The following is a 24,956-nucleotide window of genomic DNA, read 5'->3' as shown; positions in this document are numbered from 1 at the left end:
GACAGCGAGTCTGACGGTTCGCGAACAGCCGCTCACCCGGAAATCAGGGGCAAGAAGTGGTCAGTTCATGCCATCCGCGTAGGCAATGAATCGGCCAAGACGTTCCGGGGACGGCAGCAGGAAGCACAACCGGCTGGTCCGCAGGAGGCCGCGACCGCGCAGCGTGTGGAGGAACGGTTCGATGGACTTGACTGACATCGCGACGGCGTGGGCAAGGTCCTGCTGGCTCACGCCGTGCAGTTCGAGGCCGGAACCGGTCTCGATGCCGAACTCGCGCGCCCACGTCAGCAGGCACATCGCCACCCGTGCCGCTCCGGTGCACGTCTGCCGCAGCTGGTTCTCGTCCGCCTTGCGCTGCCGGGTGCGCCACGTCTCCTCGAGGAGTCGCCGGACACCGGCGTCGTCCGCCAACGCGAGGAAGTGGCTGCTGGCGACGTGCCACGCCGCTCCCGCAATCAGGACGATCACGTGTGCGCTGCGAGGGCCGCCACTTGTCACGCCGATCTCACCGAGCAGCGTGCCCGCACCGTAGAGGCCGGTTATCGGCTCTCGGCCACCGACGGCCGGCAGTACCACCTTGACCAGCCCCGATTCGAGCAGCAGTACCTCGTCGCTCCGTGTGCCGGCCGTGATCAGGTGTTCGCCGCGGCGGAACGGGCGGGGTCTTCTGCCCGCGCGCAAGGCGGCGCGCCCGAGGTCAGCCGGGGAATCATCCATTGGTGTGCACCCCAGCCTGCCTGCGCGATGTCGGACGGGTGCGGAGCGACATCATCGGTGAAGTCAACGAGACGCCGTACGAATGCGTTCCAGTGGACGACAGGACAGGGATCCTCATGGGTTCAGAGCCTGGCAGAGCCGATTGGGACGGAGGTACAACGCGGTGAGCGGGGAAAGGGTTGCTGTGGCGTCAACCGCAGACCGATCACGCACCGTAGGCTGACAGGGCGCCTAGGCTGGGGGTGATCTCGGAAGGGGTGGTGTACGTCGTGGGGCTCGCGGAGTCCTTGCTCACGTGGCTGCACGGCTTCGTGGGCGCGAGTGTCTGCCCCGGTGACTGGGTGTGGACCACGACGGCGCTCGGCGCGGTTCTCGGCTTGTTCCCGACGATCGGGGCGCTGCTGTCCATCGCGGTGCGCCGGGTCGTGGGCAACTCCTACGGTCCGCTGACGGGTGCGGTCTTCACCGTGCTCGGCGTCGCCAGCTGCCTGGTGCTGCCGTGGCTCGTCATGCGCGGGACCGTGCAGGGGCTGGGCGGGCGCACCATCGAGGGGTCCGCGTCGCTGGACGAGGCCACCTGCTTCGGGACGTTCTCGCAGGGCAGCTACCTGGTGGACGGGGCGCCGTCGATCATCGGTGTGGTGCGGCAGCCGCTGGCGGAGCCCGTGTTCCTGGTCGCCGCCTGCATCACCGTCGTGCTGGCGCTGCTGTGCCTGCTGTTCGTCATGCTGCAGTCGGGGTCGGCGTTCCGGCTCGGGCCGAACTGGCCGCGCCGGGTCTTCTGGCCGATGTTCCTGGTACTGCTCGTGACGACGTCTGCGTTCCCCGTGACGCTGGTCGGGCACGTACTCCTCGGGTTTCTGCCGATTGCGGTAATCGGGTCAATCGTCGTGCGGATTTTCGGGTTGACTACCGCCATGCTGAACCGCCCCGGCCGCGACCGGTCGCAGGACCGGAACCCGCAGAGCTCGCCGCCACCGCAGCCGGTGGCGCGCACGCCGCAGCCCCAGCTCCCGCAGGGGCAGCCGCAGAAGAAGGCGCCGACGAAGCCGATCACGGCCGCGCAGCACCAGCCGCCGCACACCTCGTCGCAGAAGCCGCCGCCGTACCAGCCGGCGAACGTGCCGAAGTACCAGCCGGCGCCGATGAACCGGCCGATGCGTCCCGTGACGCACCCGCAGCCCCAGCCCCAGAACCAGCCGCCCAGGCAGTACCCGCCGACCCGCGTCGCCGAGGTGCTGCCGCAGCCGGGACCGCCGCAGCCGTCGAACCCGGCGGTGCTCGCGGACACGCCGGGACCGCTGCCGTTCGGGCCGGGTGCGGCCAACGCCGAGTCGCCCGCTCCGGTGCAGAAGTCGGGCAAGGTCTGGAACCCCGGCAACGGCCGCTTCCGCCGCGTTCGCCAGCTCGGCTCCGGCGGCTTCGGCACGGTCTGGCTGGCAGTCGACGAGCAGCTCGACCGCACGGTCGCGGTGAAGCTCGCGCACGCCCCGGACAACGAGACCGAGGCGCGCATGCTCCGCGAGGCCCGCGCGCTCGCCGCGGTCCGCCACCCGAACTGCGTGCGCGTGTTCGACATCGTCCAGGACCCGGACGGCCTCGCCCTGGTCATGGAGTACATCGAGGGCGCCTCGCTGTCCGAGACGGTCCTGAAGAACGGCCTGATCGACGACAAGCTCGCCGCCCGCCTCTGGCTGAACATGGCCGACGCGCTGGCGGCGGCCCACGACCGGGGCGTGCTGCACCGCGACGTGAAGCCGTCCAACGTGATCGTCGACGGCCAGGGCACGGCGCACCTGATCGACTTCGGCATCGCCCGCTCCAAGGGCGACAGCACCCTCACGGCCACGGGCATGATGGTCGGCACCCCGGACTTCCTCGCCCCGGAAACGGCGCGTGGCGAGACGGCCTCGCCGGCCTCGGACTCCTGGCAGCTGGCCGCGACGGTCTCCTACGCCCTGACGGGTCACCCGCCGCGCGGTTCGCGGGAGAACCCGATCTCGTCGCTGATGGCCGCGGCCCAGGGCGAGCCGATCACCAAGCTGCCGCAGAACAGCGCGCACGCCCGCCTGCTCCTCGCGGCGATGGACCCGGAACCGAACCGCCGTCCGACGCTCGCGCAGGTGCGGGGCCAGCTCGCGCAGTTCCTCGACCAGCAGGGGATGAGCAAGGAGGGCCCGGTGACGAAGATGATCACCAAGCCGGGACCGCCTCCCACGAAGCACATGCCGATGTAGGCGAACGGGTGAAGCCTCGCGCGGTGGCTAACGGTCGTCAAAGGGTTGACGACGACAGCGTTGCCTCCTGACCGCAACGCCGCCGTGCGAGGGGAACCCGATGACCGCTGAAGAGAGCTGGCACGCCGCACGCCTGATCCCGACCTCGGGCATCAACGGTGCCGAAGAGCAGGAGCGGCGGGCGACGTCGGCGTTGCTGGCGGTCATGTCGGCGGTGCGCGAGTTCGGGCGTGCGCTGACCCAGCCGCTGGGTGCTCCCGCTGCCGCGGTGCAGACGTTCATCGAGGTCCCGTTCGAGCTCGACGGGCGCAAGCTCATCCCGGACGGCCTGATCCGGGTCACGCGCGGGCAGCGGTCGTGGACCGCGCTGGTCGAGGTGAAGACCGGCTCCAACGAGCTCCAGGTGGAGCAGCTCGAGAACTACCTCGACATCGCGGCGAGGTTCGGCTTCGACGCCGTCATCACGATCTCGAACGAGATCTCGCCCATGCCGGGTCAGCACCCGGCCGCCGTGGACCGCAGGAAGCTCAAGAAGGTCGCGTTGCACCACTGGTCGTGGAGCGAGGTGCTCTGCGAAGCCGTGGTGCAGAAGGAACACCGCGGGGTGGCCGACCCCGAGCAGGCGTGGGTCCTCGGTGAGCTGATCCGGTACCTCGAACACCCCCGGTCGGGCGCGATGGCGTTCGAGGACATGGGGTCGTCGTGGGTGCCGGTGCGGGACGCGGTGGAGGCTCGCACGCTGCGGTCGACCGACAAGATCGCACCCGACGTCGTGCTCCGGTTCGAGGCGCTGCTGCGCTTCGCCGGGCTTCAGCTCGGCCGGCGGCTCGGCACCGACGTCACGCCCGCCCTGTCCCGCAAGGAGCTCGCCGAGCCGCAGGTCCGCCTCTCCCGGCAGGTCGCGCAGCTCGTCGGCGACGGCAGGCTGTCCGGGGGTGTGCGCATCCCCGACACCGTCGGGACGCTCCACGTCACCGCGGATCTGAGAGCGGGCAGGGTGATCTGCGGTGTGGACGTGGACGGGCCCAGGGAGGGACGCCCCGCGACGCGGGTCAACTGGCTGCTCCGGCAGTTGAAGAACGCGCCCGACTCCGTCCGCCTGGAGGCGTTCGTCGCGCACGGCAGGGGCGCGGGTGCGTCGGAACTGCTCGGGACCGTCCGGGCGAACCCCGCGCTGCTGATCGCCGACCCGCAGAAGGAGATCCGCGGGTTCCGAGTGGAGATCTCCGCGCCGATGGGGACGAAGCGGGGCACCGGGCGCAACTCGTTCATCGACTCCGTGCTGAACGCGGTCTCGGCGTTCTACGAGGAGGTCGTGCAGAACCTGAAGCCGTGGTCCGCCACGCCGCCGAAGATCAGGGCGGAGGCCGCGTTCGTGCCGCCCGCCGACGTTCCGGTGGCGCTCGTGTCGACGGCTCCCTCGTCGCAGGACGGGCCCGAGCTGGTGCCGGCGCGGGAAGCCCCCGCCGACGTGACGCCGCCCGTTCCGCAAGGGGCCTAGGCGAACCGGGTGAACGTGGGACCGGCCCGTAACGGTGGTTCACCGCTCAACGACCTAAGCCGTGGTCCACCCGGAAGAGCCCCGGCATCTCACGGGATGCCCAGCGAGGAGTGGTGAGGCGATTTCCGCCGATCGCCTCACCACTCACCTCGGCCGGATGGCCGAATCCGCTTGCGCTGCAGCAAGAACACCTCGACGGCACTTGGCGCGAGGGCGACCTGACCGGGGGATCAGCGCCAGCTGGGCAGCCACAGCTGCTGCTGCCACATCTCCGGCGTGATCGGGTTGCCGTTCAGGATCGGCCACAGCCACACGAAGTTCGCCACGACGATGCCGACGTACAGCGCCACGGCCAGCAGGCCCGTGCCGCGGCGTTCGGCGCCCGCGGACGAACGGCCGAGGACCTCGCCCAGCGCGAGCACGATCAGCAGCACGAGGAACGGCGCCATCGGCGTGACGTAGAAGAAGTACATCTGCCGGTCGAGGTTGAGGAACCACGGCAGCAGGCCCGCCGCGTAGCCGACCAGGACGCCGGCGTAGCGCCAGTCCATCCGGCCGACGGTGCGGTAGATCGCCCAGCCGATCACCGGGAACGCGAGCCACCACATGGCGGGCGTGCCGATCAGCATGATCGCGCCGAGGCACGACGCCGCGCCGCAGCCGGTGACGGTGTTGTCGTAGTAGTAGAGCATCGGACGCAGGCCCATCGGCCACGTCCACGGCTTGGACTCCCACGGGTGCCTGTTGGTCTCCGAGGTGACCAGCTCGACGTGGAACTTGTAGACGTTCTTCGCGTTGTACCAGAGCGACTGCAGGACGTCCGGGATGTAGCCGACGTCCTGGACCTTGCTGCCGACCACGTGCCGGTCGATGCCGGTCTCGCTGGCCATCCACGGGAACCACGTCGTGACGTAGACGAGCACCGGGATCGCGACCAGGCCGCCGAGCGACGGCAGCACGTCCTTGACCAGGGCGCCCCGCCACGGCTCCTCGACGCCGGCGGCCCGGCGCGCCAGCGCGCTCCAGACGACCGTCAGCAGGCCGAAGGCCGCGATGTACCAGATGCCCGACCACTTGATGCCGCACGCCAGACCGAGGCACACGCCCGCGCCGAAGCGCCACCAGCGGAAGCCGATCCACGGTCCGAACGCCGAGTTGGTGACGAAGCCCTCGCGCACGGCGACGGCCAGCCGCGCCCGCACCTGTTCGCGGTCGACCACCAGACAACCGAACGCGGCCACGACGAACAGCGCCAGGAAGATGTCGAGCATGCCCATCCGCGACTGGACGTGCGAGACGCCGTCCGCGATGAGCAGGACGCCCGCCAGAGCGCCGAGCAGGTCGGAGCGGGTCAGGCGGCGCGCGATGCGGACGATCAGCAGGATCGTGATCGCACCGGCGAGCGCGGAGGCGAACCGCCAGCCGAGGCCGTCGTAGCCGAAGAGCTCCTGGCCGATCGCCATCAGCTGCTTCGACAGCGGCGGGTGCACGATCAGCTCGTAGCCCGGGTTGTCCTCGTAGCCGCCGTTGCGCAGCACCTGTGCCGTCTGCGGCACGTAGTGCTTCTCGTCGAAGATCGGCGTGCCCTTGTCCGTCGGGTAGCCGACGTTCCAGAAGCGCACGACGGCACCGATCAGCGTCACGACGGCCGTCATGAGCCACCCGCGCATCCGGTCTCCGGACGGAGGCGGGTCGAGTGCGGCCGCACGATCCGTGCGCGGCTCCTCGACGACGACGGGCGCCTCTCCTGGCTGCACGAGGACTGTCACGTCGCCGATCGTAGGGTGAAGCCTGTGAGTCCTGTATCCGGTTCAGGCCGTCTGGTCCTGGCAGCTACCCCACTCGGGGACATCCGCGACGCTTCCGCACGTCTGGTCGAGGCCCTCGAGACCGCCGACGTGATCGCCGCCGAGGACACCCGCAGGCTGCACAGCCTCGCCGCCGCGCTGCAGGTCAAGCCGTCCGGGCGGGTGATCAGCTTCTACGACCAGAACGAGGTCGGGCGCCTTCCGGGGCTGATCGAGTCGCTGCACGGCGGCCAGACGGTGCTGCTCGTGACGGACGCCGGGATGCCGTCGGTTTCCGATCCCGGCTACCGGCTCGTCGCCGCGTGCGTCGAGCAGGACATCACGGTCACGTGCCTGCCGGGGCCGTCCGCGGTGACGACGGCGCTCGCCCTGTCCGGCCTGCCGAGCGACCGGTTCGCGTTCGACGGCTTCCCGCCGCGCAAGTCCGGCGAGCGCAGGCGCTGGTTCGCCCCGCTGGCCACCGAGCAGCGCACCGTCGTCTTCTTCGAGGCCCCCCACCGGCTCGCGGACACCCTCCGGGACGCCGTCGAGGTGCTCGGTCCCGACCGCCGCGCCGCCGTGTGCCGTGAGCTCACGAAGAAGTACGAGGAGGTCGTCCGCGGCACGCTGGGCGAGCTCGCCGAGTGGGCCGTGGAAGGCGCACGCGGCGAGATCACCGTCGTGCTCGGTCCCGCGCCCGCGCAGGAGAAGCCCGACCTCGACGCGCTCGTCGCCGAGGTGAAGCAGCGCGTCGCGGACGGGGAGCGGATGAAGTCGGCCGCCGCCGAGGTCGCGGAGGCGGCCGGGATCAGCAAGAAGACCCTCTACGACGCGGCGGTCAGGTCAAGCTGACTCCTCGTTGAACGTGCGGACGCCGTAGAACACGCCGACCAGCACGAGCACCGCGACCGAGATCAGCCCGAGCAGCGCCGAGCCGGCGTCGAAGATCGACCGCTCGGCGTCGACCACGTGCGCCAGCGGGTTGATCCGCGACAACCAGTAGAGCCACCGCGGGCCGTTCGACATCGGCAGCAGCACGCCGGAGAGCAGCATCAACGGCACGATCGACGCGGACAGCACCGACGCGAAGACGTACTCCAGCTTCACCTTCAACGCGATCGCGTACGACACCGAGCCGATGGCGATGCCGAGCAACGCCACCAGCCCCAGCCCGAGCAGCACCTGCCCGGCCGTCGCGCGGAACCCGAAGAGCATCGCGGCGAGGACGATCAGCAGGCTCTGCACGACCAGCAGCACCACGTCCTTGCCGACCCGGCCGACGAGCAGCGCGACCCGGCTGACCGGGGTGACCCGCAGCCGTTCCATCACGCCCGTGCGGACCTCCGGCAGCAGCGAGAAGCCCGCGTAGGCCGTGCCGAACAACACCATCTGCACCAGCAGTCCCGGCACGAACCACTGCCAGCCGCTGTCGCCCAGCAGCGGCCCGAAGAGCCCGAGGTAGAGCAACGGCTGGGCGATCCCGAACACGACGGCGACGGGGTTGCGCAGCACCGGCAGCATCACGCGGGAGAACACGAGCCAGGTGTCACCCACGACATTCCTAGGCAGCACGGGCTTCCTCCCGCAGGGAACGGCCGGTCATGGTCAGGAACACGTCGTCGAGCGTCGGCCGGTGCACCTGCACCGAGTGCAGCTCGACGCCGATGTCGTCGAGGTCGCGCAGGAGGCCGGGCAACGCGCGGTCGCCGTTCGGGATGCGGAAGCTGACCTGCTCGCCCTCGACGACGGCGTTCTGGAACTTCGAGGCGACGATCGAGGCCTGCGGCGTGCCGAGCACGACCAGGTCGCCGGAGACGCGGTGCTTGAGCTCGTCCGGTGAGCCCTCGGCCACGATCGAGCCGTGGTCGATGACGAGCAGCCGGTCGCTGAGGAAGTCGGCCTCGTCGAGGTAGTGCGTGGTCAGGAAGACCGTGACGCCGTCGGCCTTGAGCTGCTTGACGTGGTCCCACAGGTTGCGGCGGCTCTGCGGGTCGAGCGCCGTGGACGGCTCGTCGAGGAACAGCAGCCGCGGGTCGTGCAGCACGCCCATCGCGATGTCGAGCCGGCGCTGCTGGCCGCCCGACAGCGTGACGACGCCGCGCTTCTCCAGGCCCCGGAGGTCGAACCGCTCGAGCAGGTCGGCGACCTTCCTCCGGGCGTCGTGCCGGGACAGGCCGTAGAAGCGGGCCTGGAACTCCAGTTCGTCGGCGACCCCCTGATCCTGGCCGGCGCCGTTCTTCTGGCCGACGTAGCCGATGTTGCGGCGCACCCCGGCCGGGTCGGTCAGCAGGTCGTGCCCGGCGATGACCGCCTCGCCCGCGGTGGGGCGCAGCAACGTGGTGAGCATGCGCAGCGTCGTGGACTTGCCGGCGCCGTTCGGGCCGAGGAACCCCACCAGTTCACCCTCGGCGACATCGATGTCCACCCCGCGGACCGCGTCCACCGGACCGGTCCTCGTGGTGAAGCGGCGCGCGAGGCCGCGTGCCTTGATCATGCCTGAATCCCCTCTAGTCAACTTTTACTAGAGGCTAGCGAGAACTAATCAAGTTTGACTAGTCCGACAGCTCGTACGCTCCGGCTTCCAGGCGTTCGATCAGCTCCCGGGTCCAGCGCACCTGGCCTTCGAGGTGGACGAGCCAGAGCCGGAAGAGCTCGCTGACGTGCGCGGGCTTGCCCATCTCCGGCATCGCCCCGATGCCGTGCCGGGTGGGCGTGAGCTGGCCTTCGAGACCCGCCAGCCGGTTCTTCAGCAGCACGACGGCCTGCGAGCGGGGGAGCAGGTTGAGCATCGCCACGGCCGCGGACACCTCGTCGTTGCCCGCGGCCGGGTCCGCCAGCGCGTGGGTGAGCAGGTCCCGCAGCTCGTGTTCGCCGGACTCGGTGATCCGGTAGGTCGTGCGGGCGGGGCCCTCACCGGACTCGGTGCCGACCGGTTCCAGCAGTCCGTCCCTGGCCAGCGCTTTCAGCGCGTGGTAGATCGAGCCCGGCTGCACGTTCGCCCAGCTGTCCGCGGACCACGACTTCAGCTCGCGCCGCACCACGTAACCGTGCGCCTCGCCGACGAGCTTCACCACGCCGAGCACCAGCATCCTGGTCGCGGACAAACCGACCTCCCATGCAGTGAAAAGCGGCTGGCACCGCCTCCGTAGGCTATGTGCATGAGTGCCTCCGTACTGACCGCGGTGGCCTGGCCTTACGCCAACGGCCCCAGGCACATCGGTCACGTCTCCGGTTTCGGTGTCCCGTCCGACGTCTTCTCCCGCTACATGCGAATGTCCGGACACCGGGTGCTCATGGTCAGCGGCACGGACGAGCACGGCACACCCATCCAGGTGCAGGCCGAGAAGGAAGGGCTCACCGCCCGCGAGCTCGCCGACAAGTACAACCGCGTCATCGCCTCCGACCTCCAGGGCCTCGGCCTGTCCTACGACCTCTTCACCCGCACGACCACCGGCAACCACTACCAGGTCGTGCAGGACCTGTTCTCCGCGCTGTGGAAGAACGGCTACGTCGTCCCCAAGACGGAGATGGGCGCCATCAGCCCGTCGACCGGCCGCACGCTGCCCGACCGCTACATCGAGGGCACCTGCCCGATCTGCGGCTACGACGGCGCGCGCGGCGACCAGTGCGACAACTGCGGCAACCAGCTCGACCCGGTCGACCTGAAGAACCCGCGCTCGCGGATCAACGGCGAGGTCCCGAAGTTCATCGAGACCGAGCACCTGTTCCTGGACCTGCCCTCGTTCATCGACTCGCTCGGCTCGTGGATGTCCACGCGCACCGAGTGGCGCCCGAACGTGCTCAAGTTCTCGCAGAACCTGATCTCCGACCTGCGGCCGCGCGCCATCACCCGCGACCTCGACTGGGGTGTGCCGATCCCGCTCGACGGGTGGAGCGACCAGCCGATGAAGCGGTTCTACGTGTGGTTCGACGCGGTCATCGGGTACCTGAGCGCCTCGGTGGAGTGGGCCCGCCGTTCCGGGAACGACGACGCCTGGAAGGAGTTCTGGACCGGTGACGCCCAGGGCTACTACTTCATGGGCAAGGACAACATCGTCTTCCACTCGCTGATCTGGCCTTCGCTGCTGCTCGGGCAGAACGGCGCGGGGGACAAGGGCGGCGAGCCCGGCCGGTTCGGCACGCTGAACCTGCCGACCGAGGTCGTGTCGTCGGAGTACCTGACGATGAGCGGCTCGAAGTTCTCCACCTCGCGTGGCACCGTGATCTACGTCGGCGACTTCTTGAAGGAGTTCGGGCCGGACGCGCTGCGGTACTTCATCTCCGTCGCGGGTCCCGAGAACCAGGACACCGACTTCACCTGGGAGGAGTTCGTCCGCCGGACGAACTACGAGCTGGCGAACGAGTGGGGCAACCTGGTCAACCGCTCGGTCTCCATGGCGCACAAGAACGTCGGCGCCATCCCGAAGGCCACGGCCCTGACGCCCGCCGACCACGAGCTGCTCGCGCAGTCCAAGGCGGCGTTCGACACGGTCGGCGCGCACCTGCGCCGCTCCCGGTTCAAGCAAGCCTCCGGCGAGGCCATGCGCGTGATCTCGCTGGCGAACAAGTACCTGTCCGACCAGGAGCCGTGGAAGCTCAAGGACGATCCGGAACGCCGCGACTCGGTGCTGCACACGGCGCTTCAGGTGGTCCAGGACGCGAACACGCTCATGACGCCGTTCCTGCCGCACTCGGCGCAGAAGGTGCACGAGGCGTTGGGCGGCACGGGCGTGTGGGCCGCACAGCCGCAGATGACCGAGGTCGCCGACCTGGACGTCCCTGAGCGCTCGTACCCGGTGCTGACCGGTGACTACGCCGGCGAGCAGGCCAAGTGGGAGTCCACGCCGATCGAGGTCGGCCGCCCGCTGCAGAAGCCGTCGCCGCTGTTCGCGAAGCTCGACGCGAAGCTGGGCGAGGTCGGGCCCGAGTGGGCTCCGATCGTGACCGGCTAGTGGCGGACCGGAGGGAACGACCGCCGGTGCCGGAAACCCTTCCGGCACCGGTGATCGACGCCCACACTCACCTCGACGCGTGCGGCGCCACCTCACCGGAGGACGTGGCGGTGCTGCTCGACCGCGCGAACGCCGCCGGCGTCTCGCACGTGATCACCGTGGCGGACGACCTGGCCGCCGCCTCCTGGGCCGCCGAAGCGTCCACTTGGGACCCGCGGGTCTACGCGGCGGTGGCCGTGCACCCGACGCGCACCTCGTCGTTCGGCGACGCGGAGAAGGCGGAACTGGAACGACTGGCCGTCCTGCCGCGCGTGGTGGCGATCGGCGAGACCGGTCTCGACTACTACTGGGACTACTCGCCGCCGGCCGCCCAGCACGAGGCCTTCCGTTGGCACATCGACCTTTCCAAGCGCGTCGGGAAGCCGTTGATGATCCACGACCGGGACGCGCACGAGGACATCCTCAAGATCCTCGACGCCGAGGGTGCACCGTCCACTGTGGTCTTCCACTGCTTCTCCGGCGACGCGGACTTCGCCCGGCGGTGCGTCGACGCGGGGTACGTGCTGTCGTTCGCGGGCCCGGTGACGTTCAGGAACGCCCGCGCACTGCGGGAAGCGGCGGTGCTGGTGCCGCGGGACCAGCTGCTGGTCGAGACGGACGCGCCGTTCCTGACGCCCCATCCGTACCGGGGCCGTCCGAACGAACCCTATTGTGTGAATTACACAATTCGGGATCTCGCCACCCTCCGTGGCGAAGATCTTTCTGAACTCTGCTCCGCAGTCACCCGTACTGCTCAACGAGTGTTCGGGCTCGACCACTGAAAAGTGACTTAGTGCGAACGGAGTACAGGGTTCCTACCTCAACGGGTGACTGAGATCACAACATCGGTAGGAGTGTTTGCGCAACGTGCTTTGCCCCGTTACTGTCCCGTGACCGTGCCACCTGGATCGACGTTGTCGGTTCGGAGCACGCCCGCAGTCGGGGCGGGACGGAAGCCAGAAGCGACAAGCAGCGAGACCACGTAGGAGGAGTTGCCGGGAACCTTCGAGGTCCAACTCGAATGATCTTGTCAACGCCAACTGTGCGGTGGCCTCACAGCTTCCGCAATGGAGGTATCGACCCTGATGTCCGGTAGCGACAGAACTGCCGCTCCTTACGACTTCGACGAGGACACCGACTGGTTCACGCCGGTCGGGAGCACCGCGGTCGGCGTCGTCGACCCCCACCCGAGCTTTCCCGCCGGTGCGCTGACCATCACGCCCGCGGACGTGCTCGAGGTGCTCGGCCCGGACGCGGACGACCTGCTCGCCTCGGCCAACGTCGACGTCGACGAGCTGATCCGTCTCATCAACGCCGAGACGACGATCATGCCGCCCCTCGTCCTCCCGTCGGAGGAAGAGGAGAAGAGCGACCCGCAGCTGCTCGTCAAGGCCGCCACGAACTGGAAGCGCCGCTTCCTCAAGGGCGCGGTCGCCGCGGTCCTCGTGTCGATCTCCGGCGGCGGCGTGACCGCCATGGCGATGGACAAGTCGCTGACCGTCGAGGTCGACGGCGCCCTGCAGACCGTCCACTCCTACGAGGGCACGGTCGGCGAGGTCCTGGCGGAGGAAGGCATCGTCGTCGGTGAGCACGACGCCCTGTCCCCGTCGCTGAACGCCCCGATCTCCGACGGCGGCAAGATCAGCCTCGACCGCGGCCGCCTGCTCAAGACGAGCGTCGACGGCCAGGCCCGCGAGGACTGGGTCCGCTCCGTCACCGTCGAGGAAGCCGCCAAGCAGCTCGGCGTGAACCTCGAAGGCGCGTGGATGTCCGCGCCCGGCTCGCAGGACGTGCCGCTCGAGGGCATGAGCCTCGAGGTCAAGACCAGCAAGACCATCAAGCTGTTCGACGGCGCGAACCCGGTCCGCGAGGTCAAGACCACCGCCCTCACCGTCGACGAGCTGCTGAAGTCCGAGAACCTCTCCCTCGGCCCCGAGGACGCCGTCTCGTCCGGCGCCGACGTGAAGCTCGCCACCGGCGCCGAGGTCTACATCTCCCGCACCGGCGTCACGGTCGTCAACGTGACCGAGCCGGTCGCCGCGCCGGTCGAGAAGACCAACGACCCGAACATGAACGCGGGCGAGCAGAAGGTCGTCGAACCCGGCGCCGCCGGCGAGCAGATCTCCCAGTACCGCGTGACCGTGAAGAACGGCAAGGAGATCAACCGCGAGAAGCTGGGCAGCAAGGTCACCAAGGAGCCGAAGCCCAAGAAGATCGTCGTGGGCACCAAGCCCCTCCCCGGCGGCGAAGTCTGGGACCGCCTCGCCAAGTGCGAAGCGGGCGGCAACTGGGCCATCAACACCGGCAACGGCTACTACGGCGGCCTGCAGTTCAACAAGAGCACCTGGGACGCCTACGGCGGCGCGGCCTTCGCCGCCTACCCGCACCAGGCGACGCGCGAACAGCAGATCGCCATCGCCACCAAGCTCCGCGACGGCCGCGGCGGCACGTACTCGGCGTGGCCGGGCTGCCGCGCCAAGCTCGGCCTGCCGTAGACCCGCGTCGCCTCCCCGTCCCCCGCACGAAGGCCGTCCTGGTCCGCCAGGGCGGCCTTCGCGGTTCCGCCCACCGTGCCGGTGCGGGGTAGGCGGTGCGAAGGGCTTGGCGCGGCAGGCTCGCGCAAGGGTCCCCTCGAATTCGGTGTCCCCCGCGGCCCAACGTACTCGGCGGGTCTGACAGTTCCGGGGCGGTGGAACGGCGGGGGCAGCGGGGCAGGCGGGCAGCGGGGCGAAGACGAAGGCGAGTCAGCCTTCCGCCGAGCGCGACGGCCTCGAGGTGACATCGCGCCAAGCCGTCCCCGTGGAGCAACCTCCCACTCGGCCCCGGCAAGGGGTGACCAAGCCCCGCGCCGGGAGCCTGAGAGAATGCCCGGGTGAGCCTGCTGGGACCCGCCGAAGTCCGCCGTCTAGCCGCCGAACTGGACATCCGCCCGACCAAGAAGCTGGGCCAGAACTTCGTGCACGACCCCAACACGGTCCGCAAGATCGTCGCGGCGGCCGGTCTGACCGAGGACGACGTCGTCCTCGAGGTCGGTCCGGGCCTGGGCAGCCTCACCCTCGCTCTGCTCCCCAGCGCCAGTCAGGTCGTCGCGGTGGAGATCGACCCGCCCCTGGCGCGGAGGCTTCCCCAGACCGTCGCGGAGATGGACCCGGAGAACGCGGGCAAGCTGCACGTCGTCCTCAAGGACGCCATGAAGGTCACCCAGGAGGACCTGCCGGTGCAGCCCACCGCGATCGTCGCCAACCTCCCGTACAACATCGCGGTCCCGGTGGTCCTCCACCTCCTGGCCGAGCTCCCGAGCCTCCGCAAGGGTTTGGTCATGGTCCAGGCCGAGGTGGCCGACCGCATGGCCGCGAAGCCCGGGAGCAAGATCTACGGCGTCCCCAGCGTGAAGCTCGCCTGGTACGCCGAGGCGAAGAAGGCCGGCGCGATCGGCAAGAACGTGTTCTGGCCCGCGCCCAACGTCGACTCCGGGCTGGTGTGGTTCCAGCGCCACGAAAAGCCGTTGTCCACTGTGGACCGCAAGAAGCTCTTCGCGGTCGTCGACGCCGCGTTCGCACAACGGCGCAAAACCCTCCGCGCTGCCCTCCGGGGGCACACCGCGAACGTCGACGAAGTGCTGGCGAAGGCCGGCGTCGACCCGCAGCTCCGGGGCGAGCAGCTGACGGTGATCGACTTCATCCGGATCGCCGAGGTGTAGGCCGGGGATCCTTCGGCCAACAGTGTGATCTGTCGAACGAATCGGATTCTGGCTTGCGCAACCGAACGTCCGTCCGGTTGACTGCTACTTGCCATCCGGAGCGACTGAGAGACCTGGCTCTACGACGTCGCAGCAACCACCCGCTGGATGCGGGCAGGTGCTAACGCCAGGACCGATGGAGGAGCACCATGGGTACCGTGCGAATGCTGACGCGCCGTCGAGTCGTCGACCAGTGCCGTCGCACCGCTTCTGCATGTCGTCGCCACCTCGTCTAGGGCGCCTTCTCAAAGTCCTCTGACGCGCACTCGATCGCGGAGTGGCGCACACACCTGAGCAGCAAACTTCGACCGCGCACGTCCGCGAACACCAGCGGACGAGGTGCCGTCGCGCGCAGCCGTGGAGCAGAAGTGATCACTGTCGAAAACCTCACCAAGTCCTTCCAGGGTGTCAACGCCCTCAACGGCGTGACCCTCGACGTCGAGGCCGGCACCGTGCTCGGCGTCGTCGGCCCCAGTGGTGCCGGCAAGTCGACGCTCGCCCGCTGCGTCGCGCTGCTGGAGCGTCCCGACTCCGGGGCGATCCGCGTCGACGGCACCGACATCACGAGCCTCGACGGGTCGGCGCTGCGTGCCGCCCGTCGCCAGATCGGCGTTGTGCCCCAGGGGGATTCGCTGCTCCGCCAGCGCACCGCGGCCGGCAACATCGCGCTTCCGCTCGAGTCCGCCGGCGTGCCCGGACCGCAGCGGCGCACCCGCGTCGGTGAGCTGTTGGACCTCGTCGGGCTGACCGACAAGGCCACCGCGTACCCCGACCAGCTGTCCGGCGGGCAGCGCCAGCGCATCGCCGTGGCGCGCGCCCTCGCCGCCAACCCGTCCGTGCTCCTCGCCGACGAGCCCACGTCCGCCCTGGACCCGGAGACCACCGGTTCCGTGCTGACGGTGCTCGACCGTGCGCGCGCTGAGCTCGGTGTGACCGTTCTCGTCGTCACGCACGACATGGGTGTGGTCCGGAAGATCTGCGATGACGTCGCCGTGCTGGAGCAGGGCCGCGTCGTCGAACACGGCAAGGTGCTCGACCTGGTCAACAACCCGGTCAGCCGCACGAGCAGCGCCCTGCTGCCCGCCGTCGACCTGAACCCGATCAACGAGAACAGCTACGACCGCGTCGCGGACGTCGTGCTCGTCGGGTTCGCCGCAGTCGGCGCGCTGCTGCCCGAGGCCGCGCACCGGTTCGGGGTCGAGCTCAACATCGTCGGCGGTGGCCTGACGCGTCTCGGGGAGACCCCGGTCGCGCGCTTCCGCCTGGGGCTGAACGGCGAACGTTCCGACTCCGCTCTCGAGTGGATCGGCGAGGCCGGCGGCGCTGTGCAGAGGTCCCTGAAGGGGCCGCAGGGAGTAGCTGCGTGAGGTCTGCAACACCCTGGTCCGACGTCGTCGCGTACCTCGTCGAGGCCACCGGGGAAACGCTGTACATGGTCGGCGTCTCCACGGTCATCGCAACACTGCTGGGAGTTCCCGTGGGTGTCTGGCTGCAGCTCACCGCCAAGGGCGGGCTGCGGCCGAACGCCGCGGTGCACAGGGTTCTGAGCTTCGTCACCGACCTCGGTCGCTCGATGCCGTTCATCGTGCTGCTCGTCGCGCTCACGTCGGTCACCAGGCTGATCGTCGGCGGTTCCATCGGCAGCACGGCGGTCATCGTGCCGCTGGCCGTGGGAGCGATTCCCTTCGTCGGGCGGCTGGTGCAGAACATCCTGTCCGAGGTGCACGTGACCGTGGTCGAGGCCGCGATCACCACGGGCGCCTCGACGTTGAAGATCGTGCGCAGCGTGCTGATCCGCGAGTCGATGCCCGCGCTGATCAACGCCATCGGCGTCACCGTGATCGCCCTCATCGGGTACTCGGCGATGGCGGGCGTGATCGGAGGCGGTGGTCTCGGCGACCTCGCGATCCGCGAGGGCTACCAGCGCTTCAACGACCGGATCCTGTGGAGCACCGTGGCGTGGCTCGCCGTGCTCACCACCGTGATCCAGCTCGGTTTCACCCGTGCCGCCCGTGCGTCCGACCGGCGCCGGCACGCCTCCGTCTAGACCCGTAGCAATTCTCAAAAGGAACGTCATGCGCATTCGTGCTGCCCTGATCGCAGTTGCTTTGTCCGGTGTGGCGGCTTTGTCCGCTTGCTCGTCCGGTGGTGGCTCGTCCGCCTCGGACACGCTGAAGGTCGGCGTCTCGCCGGTCCCGCACGCCCAGATCCTCAAGTACGTGGCCGACAACCTCGCCTCGTCGAAGGGTCTCAAGATCGAGGTCGTCGAGTTCACCGACTACGTGCAGCCGAACACGGCGCTGGTCGACGGGTCGCTCGACGCCAACTACTTCCAGACCGTCCCGTACCTGGAGACGTTCACCAAGGAGAGCGGCGCGAAGGTCGAGTGGGTCCAGCCGGTCCACGTCGAACCGCTCGGCCTCTACTCCAAGAAGGCCAAGAAGCTCGACGAGCTGCAGAACGGGGCCAAGATCGCCGTCGCCAACGACGCCACGAACGAGGCCCGCGGCCTGAAGCTGCTGGAGGCGAACGGGCTGATCAAGCTCAAGGCCGTCGACCAGCCGACCGTGCGCGACATCGCGGAGAACCCCAAGAACCTGCAGTTCGTGCCGCTGGAGGCCGCTCAGCTGCCGCGTTCGCTGGAGGACACCGACGCCTCGGTCATCAACGGCAACTACGCCATCGACGCGGGCCTGAAGCCCGCCACCGACTCGCTCGCGCTGGAGAAGGCCGAGGGCAACCCCAACGCCAACGGCCTGGTGACGCGGACCGAGCTCAAGGACGACAAGCGCGTCAGGGACCTGGCGGAGCTCCTGGCGTCGCAGCAGGTCAAGGACTACATCAAGCAGACCTACAGCGGCTCGGTCATCCCGGTCTGACGGTGCTGCGGACCGGGGGAGGAGTCCGAGACCCCAGAACGCCCGTAGGCTGACGTGGTGCTCGCAGTCGTTCCACCCCCGGTCACGGTCCGCGTCCCTGCCAAGGTCAACCTGCACCTGGCCGTCGGTGACGTGCGCCCGGACGGTTACCACGACCTGGTGACGATCTTCCAGGCGCTGTCGCTGGTCGACGAGGTCACGGTCGCGGTCGCCGACGAGCCAGGCGTCGAGGTCCACGGAGAGGGCGCCGACCAGGTGCCCACCGGGGCCTCGAACCTCGCCTGGCGCGCGGTCCAGCTGCTCGCCGCGCACGTCGGCAAGGACCCGGACGACCCGAAGGTCCGCGTGGTCATCCGCAAGGCCATCCCGGTCGCGGGAGGCATGGCGGGGGGCAGCGCGGACGCCGCCGCGACGCTCGTGGGCCTGTCGTCGTTGTGGCGCCTCGACATCAGCCGCGACGAGCTGGCCGAACTGGCCGGGAAGCTAGGCGCGGACGTCCCGTTCGCCCTCTACGGCGGCACCGCGCTCGGTACCGGCCGCGGCGAGCGGATCGTGCCGGTGCTCGGCCGCCACCAGTTCCACTGGGTGCTGGCGTTCGACCGCCGTGGACTGTCCACTCCGGACGTCTTCGACGAGCTGGACCGCTTGCGCGCGGAGGGGGATCCGCCGCGCGTCGGCCCGGTCGAGGCCGTGCTGGAGGGTCTGTCCTCGGGAGACCCGCGCCAGCTCGCGCTGTTGCTCGGCAACGACCTGCAGGCCGCCGCCGTCTCGTTGCGGCCCAACCTGCGCCGCACGCTCCGCGCGGGCGTCGACGCGGGCGCGCTGGCCGGCATCGTGTCCGGCTCCGGCCCCACCACCGCGTTCCTCTGCGAGGACGGCGACACGGCCGTCCGCGTGGCCGCCGAGCTCGCCGGCGCGGGGGTGTGCCGGACGGTGCGCGTCGCGCACGGCCCGGTGCCCGGAGCGCGCGTGATCACGACCGAGGAACCGAAGCCCACTCCGCCCGAGGTGCACGCCTAAGATCCTGTGGCGCCACGCGCGCCCCGGTGCGAAGCGCCCGTTCCAAACGGGGGCGATCTCGAATTCTCGGGGCGCGCGTGGCCCTGTCGCGGGGAGGCGATGTGGGGAGACGGCTCCGGCGCGAGCTGTTCCGGATGGTCGTGTCGGACCTGGTCGGGAACCATCCGAACCTCCACCCCGAACGCCTCGACCACTACGCCGGCCTGGTCCGCCGCAGCACGGTCGAGGACCCCGGGTGGACCGCCGCCCTGCTGCGCTGGACCCGCCACGACGCCGGACTCGCCTACACCGCGCACGCGGGCGCCGCCGAGTTCCTCGCGGCCCGCCTGGCCGCCGGCCTGCACGGCACCTCCCGCCAGGTGGTCGACTCCGTGCTCGCGGAACCCAACGACCCCACCTGGTTGCTGAACTACTGGAGCTTCAAGCACGGCCGCGCACTGCCCAAGCCGTTGAAGCGCGGGATCGGCGACGCCGTCCGCCGCCTCTACACCGAGGAGTCGGTGCGCGACCACGACCACGTCTTCATCAGCCTGCGGTTCGGCGACGTCCTGAACCGCGTGCACCCGAAGCCGGTCGACGAACGCCAGTCCGCGCTGTTCCGCGCGATCCTCGACCGCCGCTACGACCCGAAGGCCGCGGAGTGCAGGCCGGTGCCCCGGCCGCCCGCACCCGCGCCGCTGCCCCGGATCACCGGCCACACGCTCCTGCTGGTCGACCTCCACGCGGTCGAGCGGTACGGGTTCGAGGAGACCGTCGAGTCGGTCGTGCGCCGGTGCGACCGGGCCGAGGTCGTGCGGTTCCGGCGGTACGGGCTTCCCCACGACCGCCGGCGCCGCCTGCTGGAGGTCGTGCGCAAGCGCCTCCGGAGGCACGACAGGGTTCTCCTCGTCACCGAGGTGCAGCCCTTGGACGAGGAGCTGAGCAGCGCGGTGCCCGTTCACGTGCCACTGCACGTGTGGGACCTGAGCGAGCAGGACGCGGAGTGGGCGTCGGTGTCGAGGCACCGCTACCGCCACCGCGGCGACCCGGCGGGCGCACCACGGGCGTTGTCCCTGTTCGAGGCTGGTGAGCAGGGGCTTTGGCCCTGGTAGGTAGCCTTCAACGGGCAGTTTCTTACTAGTCGTGAGGTTTTGATGGCCAACCTGGTCAACCTGGAGTCCGTGTCGAAGTCGTTCGGCGTCCGGCCGCTGCTCGACCGCGTGTCGCTCGGCGTCAACGAGGGCGAGCGGATCGGCGTCGTCGGCCTGAACGGCGGCGGCAAGACGACGCTGCTCGAGGTGCTGGCCGGGGTCGAGCCCGCCGACGACGGGCGGGTGTCGCGGTCGCGCGACCTGCGGATGGCGGTCGTGACGCAGCGGACCGAGCTGCCGGAGGGGTCGACCGTGCGCAACGCGGTCATCGACCCGCTCGGCTTCGACGCGGAGCACGAGTGGGCGTCCGACGCCCGCGTGCGGTCCATTTTGGATGGTCTGGGGATCACGGCGCTGGGCCTGGACTCCGTGGTCTCCAGGATGTCCGGTGGCGAACGGCGCCGCGTCGTGCTGGCCGCCGCGCTGATCCAGGACCTCGAGCTCCTCGTGCTGGACGAGCCGACGAACCACCTCGACGTCGAAGGCGTGCGCTGGCTCGCCGAACACCTGCTGGCCCGCAAGTGCGCGCTCGTCGTCGTCACCCACGACCGGTGGTTCCTCGACATTGTCTGCAACCGCACGTGGGAAGTGGTGCAGGGCAAGGTCGAGCAGTACGAGGGCGGCTACGCCGACTGGATCTTCGCGCGCGCCGAGCGGCAGCGGCTCGCGGACGCCGCGGAGGAGAAGCGGCAGAACCTGGCGCGCAAGGAACTCGCGTGGCTGCGCCGCGGCGCGCCCGCACGGACCTCGAAGCCGCGCTACCGCATCGAGGCCGCCGAGGCCCTGATCGCGGACGTGCCGCCGGTGCGCGACACCGTCGAGCTGGTCGCGTTCGCCAAGAAGCGCCTGGGCCGCACGGTGATCGAGCTGGAGGACGTCACGCTGTCCATTCCGGACCGCGTGCTGGTGCGCGACCTGACGTGGCGCATCGGCCCCGGCGAGCGGATCGGCCTCGTCGGCGTCAACGGCTCCGGCAAGACGACGCTGCTGCGCCTGCTGGCCGGGGAGCGGGAAGCCGAGTCGGGCAAGCGGATCCAGGGCGCCACGGTCAAGATCGCGCACCTCTCGCAGGAGCTGCTCGACCTCGACGGCTCGATGCGCGTGCTGGAGGCGATCGAGGAGGTCGCCCGCCGCGTCGTGCTCGGCAAGTACGAGATGTCGGCGTCGCAGCTCGGCGAGCGGTTCGGGTTCTCGTCGCAGAAGCAGTGGACGCCGGTGTCGGACCTGTCCGGCGGCGAGCGGCGGCGGTTGCAGCTGTGCCGGCTGCTGATGGCCGAGCCGAACGTGCTGCTGCTCGACGAGCCGACCAACGACCTCGACATCGACACGTTGCAGCAGCTGGAAGACCTGCTCGACTCGTGGCCCGGCACGCTCGTCGTGATCTCGCACGACCGGTACCTCGTCGAGCGCGTCTGCGACAAGGTCGTGGCGCTGTTCGGCGACGGCGGGCTGACCGACCTGCCCGGCGGCATCGAGGAGTACCTGCAGCGCCGCGACTCGGTGCGCGACAGGCAGTCCGCGGCGGCCCCCGCGGCGGAGAAGGCTCCCTCGAACGCCGCCGACCAGCGTGCCGCCCGCAAGGAGCTGGCACGGCTGGAGAGGCGCCTCGAGGTGCTGCACAAGAAGGAAGCCGAGCTGCACGCCGCCCTGGCCGAGGCCGCCACGAACCCCGACCGGCTGCTCAAGCTCGACGCGGAGCTCCGCGCGGTGCTGGCGGAGCAGTCCGAGGTGGAGACGGCCTGGATGGTCGCGGCCGAGGTCGTCGAGGGCTAGGGCCACATTCCTGGCGGCGCGCCACACCACTGGCGGCGCGCCGCACCACTAGCGGCCGCGGCGGCGGAGCTCGTCGGCGAGCTGGGGCAGCAGCTCGTCGATGAACGACGTGTCGTAGCCCTGGCCGGAGAGCAGCGCGTAGCTGAAGCGGGCCTTCATGACCTCGTCGGCGGTCGCCCCCAGCATGCCGTCGAGCGCGACGCCGATCTCCTCCAGCATCCTGTCCACCTGCGCGGTGCGGTAGCCGCGCTGGCCGGGGGCCGCCTGCGGGATCCGCAGCTGGCGCACGTCCTTCCACGACTTGATCGTCGGCATGCTGCGCACCGGCCCGGAGAGCTGCTGCTCGATCTGGCCGAGGAACGCGTCCACCTCGGTCTCGTCGTACCCGCGCCGGCCGATGAGCGGACGGGAGAACCGGACGTCGCGGACGTCCTTGCCGGTCAGGTTGTCCTGGCCCAGCAGCGTCGCCTCGATGCGGTCGAGGAAAGCGTCCACCTGGGACTCCTGGTAGCCGCGGCGGCCGCGCGGAGGGCGGTGGAACGCGACGTTGCGGATGTCCGCCGCGGTGAGCCCGGGCGCGTCGATGGCCTTCTGCAGAGCGGGCTGCTGGGCGGGCGGGCGCGGGGCGGAGGGCTGCTGAGCGCGTTGCTGGGAGCGCGGCTGCTGTCCCGGACGCGGATCGGGCTGGGAGCGGCGCTGCTGCGGCCGTTGCTGCTGCTGCGGGAGCTGCGTCGTCGGCGGCGCCTGGGGTGGCGGGGCCGTCTCGAACATCAGGACCACGAGGTCGAGGAACGTGTCGACGTCTTCGGAGTCGTAGCCGAACGTGCCGGGCGCGGTCTCCCCGAACACGGCGTCCTGCACCTGTTGCGCGGTCAGGTTGTCCCTGCCCCGCAGGGTGTTCTCGATGCGGTCGAGGAACGCGTCGATCTGCCCCTCGTGGTAGCCGCGGGTGCCCGGTCTGGGCTTGTGGAAGCGCACGGCGGCGACGTCGTCCGGGGACAACCGGACGGCCGGTCTCATCGCCTGCGACGTGGCGTGCGCGCCCTGGGCCGGCGCGGAGGCCTGCACGCGTTGCGGAGTGGACCGCAGCGTGTCCGCCACGAGCTCCATGAAGACGTTGACCTCGTTCACGTCGTAGCCCGGATCGCGGGTCGCCGTGCTGAACCGGACGTTGAGCACGTCTTCGCGCGTGAGGATGTCCTTGCTCTTCATGGTGTTCTCGACCCGGTCGAGAAACGAGTCCACCTCGGCCGCGTCGTACCCGCGCTGACCTCGCGGGGGACGGTGGAACGCGACCAGGGCCACGTCCTGCGCCGAGAGCAGAGGAGCCGGATGCGCGGGCAGACGATGCTGCGCTCCGGGACCGCCCCGATCCACCAATGACCTCCTCCTGCGTACCTGTACTGGGGAGTATCGCGTTTCGCCTGGCATAACGTTTCGTCCTGATGGACCAAAGGCCGCCACTACGATCGCGAACATGAGTCAGTTCGTGGATGTGATGCTGGCGACGGCCACCAACGGCCGGGACCGGGGCATGACGACGGGTGAACCCGCCGCGCCCGTTCGCCGGACCTGGGCCGAGGTGCACGAACGCGCCCGGCGGATGGCCGGTGCGCTCGACGTGGCGCCGGGCACCGCGGTCGCCGTGCTCGCCGCCGAACCAGCCGTGATCGCCCCAGCCGTGCAGGCCGCATGGCTGTGCGGCGGCAGCGTCACGATGTTGCACCAACCCACACCACGCACCGACCTGGCCGAGTGGGCCGAGGACACGCTGCGGGTGCTCGCCATGATCGACTCGCGTCTGGTCCTGCTCGGCAGCCCGTTCGACGCCCTGGCTTCCGTTCTGGACCAGCACGGAGTGCCCTACCGGCTGCTCTCCGAGCTCGACGCGGAGCCGATCGCCGCTCCTGTTCCCACCCCCGAGGATGCCACGGCACTGCTGCAGTTGACGAGCGGATCGACAGCGGATCCGAAAGCCGTTCGCATCACCCACCGCAACCTCATGGCGAACGCCGAGGGGATGCGCGTCGCGGCTGCTCTCGACCCCGAGTCGGACGTCATGGTGTCGTGGCTGCCCCTGTTCCACGACATGGGGATGGTCGGCTTCCTGACCGTGCCGATGCTGTTCGGCCTGGAACTGGTGAAGGTCACCCCGGTCGACTTCCTGTCCCGCCCGACGCTGTGGGCGGACCTCATCACCCGCCACCGCGGCACGATCACCGCCGCCCCGAACTTCGCCTACGCCATCGTCGCCCGCCGCCTGGCCTCGTCGTCCGACTCGTTCGACCTGTCCTCGATGCGCCTGGCCCTGAACGGCGCGGAGCCGATCGACCCGGCCGCCGTCGAGGCCTTCGTGACCGCCGGCGCGAGGTTCGGGCTGAGGCCGGAGTCGATCCTCGCGGCCTACGGCATGGCGGAGACCACCCTGGGCGTGGCCTTCGCGCCCCTGTTCACGGGCCTGTCCGTGGACGTCGTCGACGCGGACGCCCTGGAGGCCTCGCACCGCGCGGTGCCCACCGAGGGCGGTCGCGCGTTCCCGTTGCTCGGCCCGCCGCTGCCCGGCCTGGAACTGCGGGTCGTGTCGGACACCGGAACCGTCCTGGGCGTGCGGGACGTCGGCGAGCTGCAGATCCGCGGCGAGGCGGTGACCCCCGGCTACCTGACCGTGGACGGCCCACTGGCCACTCAGGACGCCGAGGGCTGGCTGTCCACCGGGGACCTCGGGTACCTGGTGGAGGACGGCCAGGTCGTCGTCTGCGGGCGCCGCAAGGACGTCATCATCATGGGTGGCCGGAACATCTACCCGACCGATGTGGAGCGCGCGGCCTGCTCCGTGGAGGGCGTGCGGGCGGGCAACGCCGTCGCGGTGCGGCTGGACGCCGGGACCAAGCGCGAGCGGTTCGCCGTGGTGGTGGAGTCGAAGCTGGCCGGGGACGCCGAGGCCGAGAAGGACCTCGTGAAGCAGGTGACCGCGCGGGTGGTGGACGCCGTGGGGTTGCGGCCGTTCGCGGTGGTGGTGCAGGCGCCGGGGACGCTGCCGAAGACGCCGTCCGGGAAGCTGCGGAGGTCTGCGGCGGCGGGGCTGGTCTAGCTGTACTTGGTCATGAGGTTGGTGACTGAACGCGGCTGATGGGTGGGTGCCCGTCGAGTGCGGAGTGACTGCGTTCAGTGTTGTAGTGCTC

The 24,956-nt window shown here is 70.0% G+C and carries 20 protein-coding genes and 1 riboswitch; of the genes, 14 read left to right on the top strand and 6 right to left on the bottom strand.

The genetic code is table 11. From position 1 onward, the window contains the following. Window positions 1-60: 60 nt before the first annotated feature. The gene (locus tag BLQ91_RS14010) at window positions 61-717 is read right to left on the bottom strand and encodes a Crp/Fnr family transcriptional regulator (protein ID WP_090097283.1); all 657 of its coding nucleotides are present in this window, start codon (window positions 715-717) and stop codon (window positions 61-63) included. Between the two features lie 269 nt (window positions 718-986). Here BLQ91_RS14010 and BLQ91_RS14005 point away from each other — a divergent pair, with 269 nt between their 5' ends. Beyond that, entirely contained in the window at window positions 987-2,954 is a 1,968-nt protein-coding gene (locus tag BLQ91_RS14005) for a serine/threonine-protein kinase (protein WP_245733412.1), read from the top strand. Between the two features lie 100 nt (window positions 2,955-3,054). Continuing rightward, on the top strand, window positions 3,055-4,455 hold the full coding sequence (locus BLQ91_RS14000) for a stress response protein (RefSeq protein WP_090097282.1): 1,401 nt from the start codon (window positions 3,055-3,057) through the stop codon (window positions 4,453-4,455). A gap of 230 nt (window positions 4,456-4,685) precedes the next feature. Here the strand turns inward: BLQ91_RS14000 and BLQ91_RS13995 are convergent, their stop codons facing one another. Continuing rightward, window positions 4,686-6,224 carry a dolichyl-phosphate-mannose--protein mannosyltransferase gene (locus BLQ91_RS13995; protein ID WP_245733411.1) on the bottom strand — a complete coding sequence of 513 codons (1,539 nt, stop codon included), beginning with the start codon at window positions 6,222-6,224 and terminating at the stop codon, window positions 4,686-4,688. Window positions 6,225-6,248: 24 nt separating this feature from the next. On the opposite strand from BLQ91_RS13995, the gene rsmI reads away from it, so the two are divergent. Further along, entirely contained in the window at window positions 6,249-7,094 is an 846-nt protein-coding gene (rsmI, locus tag BLQ91_RS13990; protein WP_090097281.1) for a 16S rRNA (cytidine(1402)-2'-O)-methyltransferase, read from the top strand. Here the strand turns inward: rsmI and BLQ91_RS13985 are convergent. From BLQ91_RS13985 to BLQ91_RS13975, 3 genes are read right to left on the bottom strand one after another with little or no spacing between them, the layout of a single operon-like run. Continuing rightward, window positions 7,086-7,796, bottom strand: coding sequence for an ABC transporter permease (locus BLQ91_RS13985; protein WP_245733410.1), 711 nt, complete (start codon window positions 7,794-7,796; stop codon window positions 7,086-7,088). The two genes, rsmI and BLQ91_RS13985, sit on opposite strands and share 9 nt — an antisense overlap. 7 nt (window positions 7,797-7,803) lie before the next feature. Continuing rightward, complete coding sequence (locus BLQ91_RS13980) at window positions 7,804-8,736, bottom strand: ATP-binding cassette domain-containing protein (protein WP_090097280.1); 933 nt, start codon at window positions 8,734-8,736, stop codon at window positions 7,804-7,806. Between the two features lie 58 nt (window positions 8,737-8,794). Then, on the bottom strand, window positions 8,795-9,346 hold the full coding sequence (locus tag BLQ91_RS13975) for a PadR family transcriptional regulator (protein ID WP_090097279.1): 552 nt from the start codon (window positions 9,344-9,346) through the stop codon (window positions 8,795-8,797). Between the two features lie 54 nt (window positions 9,347-9,400). Here BLQ91_RS13975 and metG point away from each other — a divergent pair, with 54 nt between their 5' ends. The 10 genes from metG to BLQ91_RS13925 all read left to right on the top strand — a co-directional run bounded on the left by metG (window position 9,401) and on the right by BLQ91_RS13925 (window position 21,774). Beyond that, window positions 9,401-11,194: a methionine--tRNA ligase gene (metG, locus tag BLQ91_RS13970; RefSeq protein ID WP_090097278.1), complete on the top strand. Its 1,794-nt coding sequence runs from the start codon at window positions 9,401-9,403 to the stop codon at window positions 11,192-11,194. 26 nt (window positions 11,195-11,220) lie between these two features. Then, window positions 11,221-12,015 (top strand): TatD family hydrolase, encoded by a 795-nt coding sequence (locus BLQ91_RS13965; RefSeq protein ID WP_245733409.1) that lies wholly within the window; start codon window positions 11,221-11,223, stop codon window positions 12,013-12,015. 303 nt (window positions 12,016-12,318) lie between these two features. Next, on the top strand, window positions 12,319-13,728 hold the full coding sequence (locus tag BLQ91_RS43345) for a resuscitation-promoting factor (protein ID WP_090097714.1): 1,410 nt from the start codon (window positions 12,319-12,321) through the stop codon (window positions 13,726-13,728). 383 nt (window positions 13,729-14,111) lie between these two features. Then, window positions 14,112-14,933, top strand: coding sequence for a 16S rRNA (adenine(1518)-N(6)/adenine(1519)-N(6))-dimethyltransferase RsmA (gene rsmA / locus BLQ91_RS13955; RefSeq protein ID WP_218130286.1), 822 nt, complete (start codon window positions 14,112-14,114; stop codon window positions 14,931-14,933). Between the two features lie 88 nt (window positions 14,934-15,021). Next, window positions 15,022-15,115, top strand: a riboswitch (SAM riboswitch). Between the two features lie 225 nt (window positions 15,116-15,340). Then, entirely contained in the window at window positions 15,341-16,339 is a 999-nt protein-coding gene (locus tag BLQ91_RS13950) for a methionine ABC transporter ATP-binding protein (protein ID WP_090097275.1), read from the top strand. Then, on the top strand, window positions 16,336-17,019 hold the full coding sequence (locus BLQ91_RS13945; protein ID WP_090097274.1) for a methionine ABC transporter permease: 684 nt from the start codon (window positions 16,336-16,338) through the stop codon (window positions 17,017-17,019). Before BLQ91_RS13950 ends, BLQ91_RS13945 begins: the two co-directional genes overlap by 4 nt. 28 nt (window positions 17,020-17,047) lie before the next feature. Beyond that, a complete protein-coding gene (locus BLQ91_RS13940) occupies window positions 17,048-17,851 on the top strand; it encodes a MetQ/NlpA family ABC transporter substrate-binding protein (protein WP_090097273.1) in 804 nt (267 codons plus the stop codon). A gap of 57 nt (window positions 17,852-17,908) precedes the next feature. Beyond that, a complete protein-coding gene (locus tag BLQ91_RS13935) occupies window positions 17,909-18,871 on the top strand; it encodes a 4-(cytidine 5'-diphospho)-2-C-methyl-D-erythritol kinase (protein WP_090097713.1) in 963 nt (320 codons plus the stop codon). Window positions 18,872-18,972: 101 nt separating this feature from the next. Beyond that, a complete protein-coding gene (locus BLQ91_RS13930; protein WP_143022641.1) occupies window positions 18,973-19,962 on the top strand; it encodes a hypothetical protein in 990 nt (329 codons plus the stop codon). 42 nt (window positions 19,963-20,004) lie between these two features. Continuing rightward, entirely contained in the window at window positions 20,005-21,774 is a 1,770-nt protein-coding gene (locus BLQ91_RS13925) for an ABC-F family ATP-binding cassette domain-containing protein (protein ID WP_090097271.1), read from the top strand. A 48-nt stretch (window positions 21,775-21,822) separates the two neighbouring features. Here the strand turns inward: BLQ91_RS13925 and BLQ91_RS43340 are convergent, their stop codons facing one another. Next, on the bottom strand, window positions 21,823-23,151 hold the full coding sequence (locus BLQ91_RS43340; RefSeq protein WP_281199438.1) for a DivIVA domain-containing protein: 1,329 nt from the start codon (window positions 23,149-23,151) through the stop codon (window positions 21,823-21,825). A gap of 100 nt (window positions 23,152-23,251) precedes the next feature. Between BLQ91_RS43340 and BLQ91_RS13905 the strand changes: the two genes are divergently transcribed. Continuing rightward, window positions 23,252-24,865, top strand: coding sequence for a fatty acyl-AMP ligase (locus BLQ91_RS13905; RefSeq protein ID WP_090097270.1), 1,614 nt, complete (start codon window positions 23,252-23,254; stop codon window positions 24,863-24,865). The last annotated feature ends 91 nt before the right edge of the window (window positions 24,866-24,956 follow it).

The organism is Lentzea jiangxiensis, from assembly GCF_900104175.1.
Classification (GTDB): domain Bacteria; phylum Actinomycetota; class Actinomycetes; order Mycobacteriales; family Pseudonocardiaceae; genus Lentzea; species Lentzea jiangxiensis.
This window is presented reverse-complemented; position numbering and strand designations above follow the sequence as displayed.

Excerpts from the sequence above, each read along its gene's own strand:
- BLQ91_RS13925 (WP_090097271.1), top strand. The coding sequence starts at position 20,005 with ATGGCCAACCTGGTCAACCTGGAGTCCGTGTCGAAGTCGTTCGGCGTC.
- BLQ91_RS13940 (WP_090097273.1), top strand. The coding sequence starts at position 17,048 with ATGCGCATTCGTGCTGCCCTGATCGCAGTTGCTTTGTCCGGTGTGGCG.
- BLQ91_RS13980 (WP_090097280.1), bottom strand. The coding sequence starts at position 8,736 with ATGATCAAGGCACGCGGCCTCGCGCGCCGCTTCACCACGAGGACCGGT.
- BLQ91_RS14010 (WP_090097283.1), bottom strand. The coding sequence starts at position 717 with ATGGATGATTCCCCGGCTGACCTCGGGCGCGCCGCCTTGCGCGCGGGC.
- BLQ91_RS14000 (WP_090097282.1), top strand. The coding sequence starts at position 3,055 with ATGACCGCTGAAGAGAGCTGGCACGCCGCACGCCTGATCCCGACCTCG.
- BLQ91_RS13905 (WP_090097270.1), top strand. The coding sequence starts at position 23,252 with ATGAGTCAGTTCGTGGATGTGATGCTGGCGACGGCCACCAACGGCCGG.
- metG (WP_090097278.1), top strand. The coding sequence starts at position 9,401 with ATGAGTGCCTCCGTACTGACCGCGGTGGCCTGGCCTTACGCCAACGGC.
- BLQ91_RS43345 (WP_090097714.1), top strand. The coding sequence starts at position 12,319 with ATGTCCGGTAGCGACAGAACTGCCGCTCCTTACGACTTCGACGAGGAC.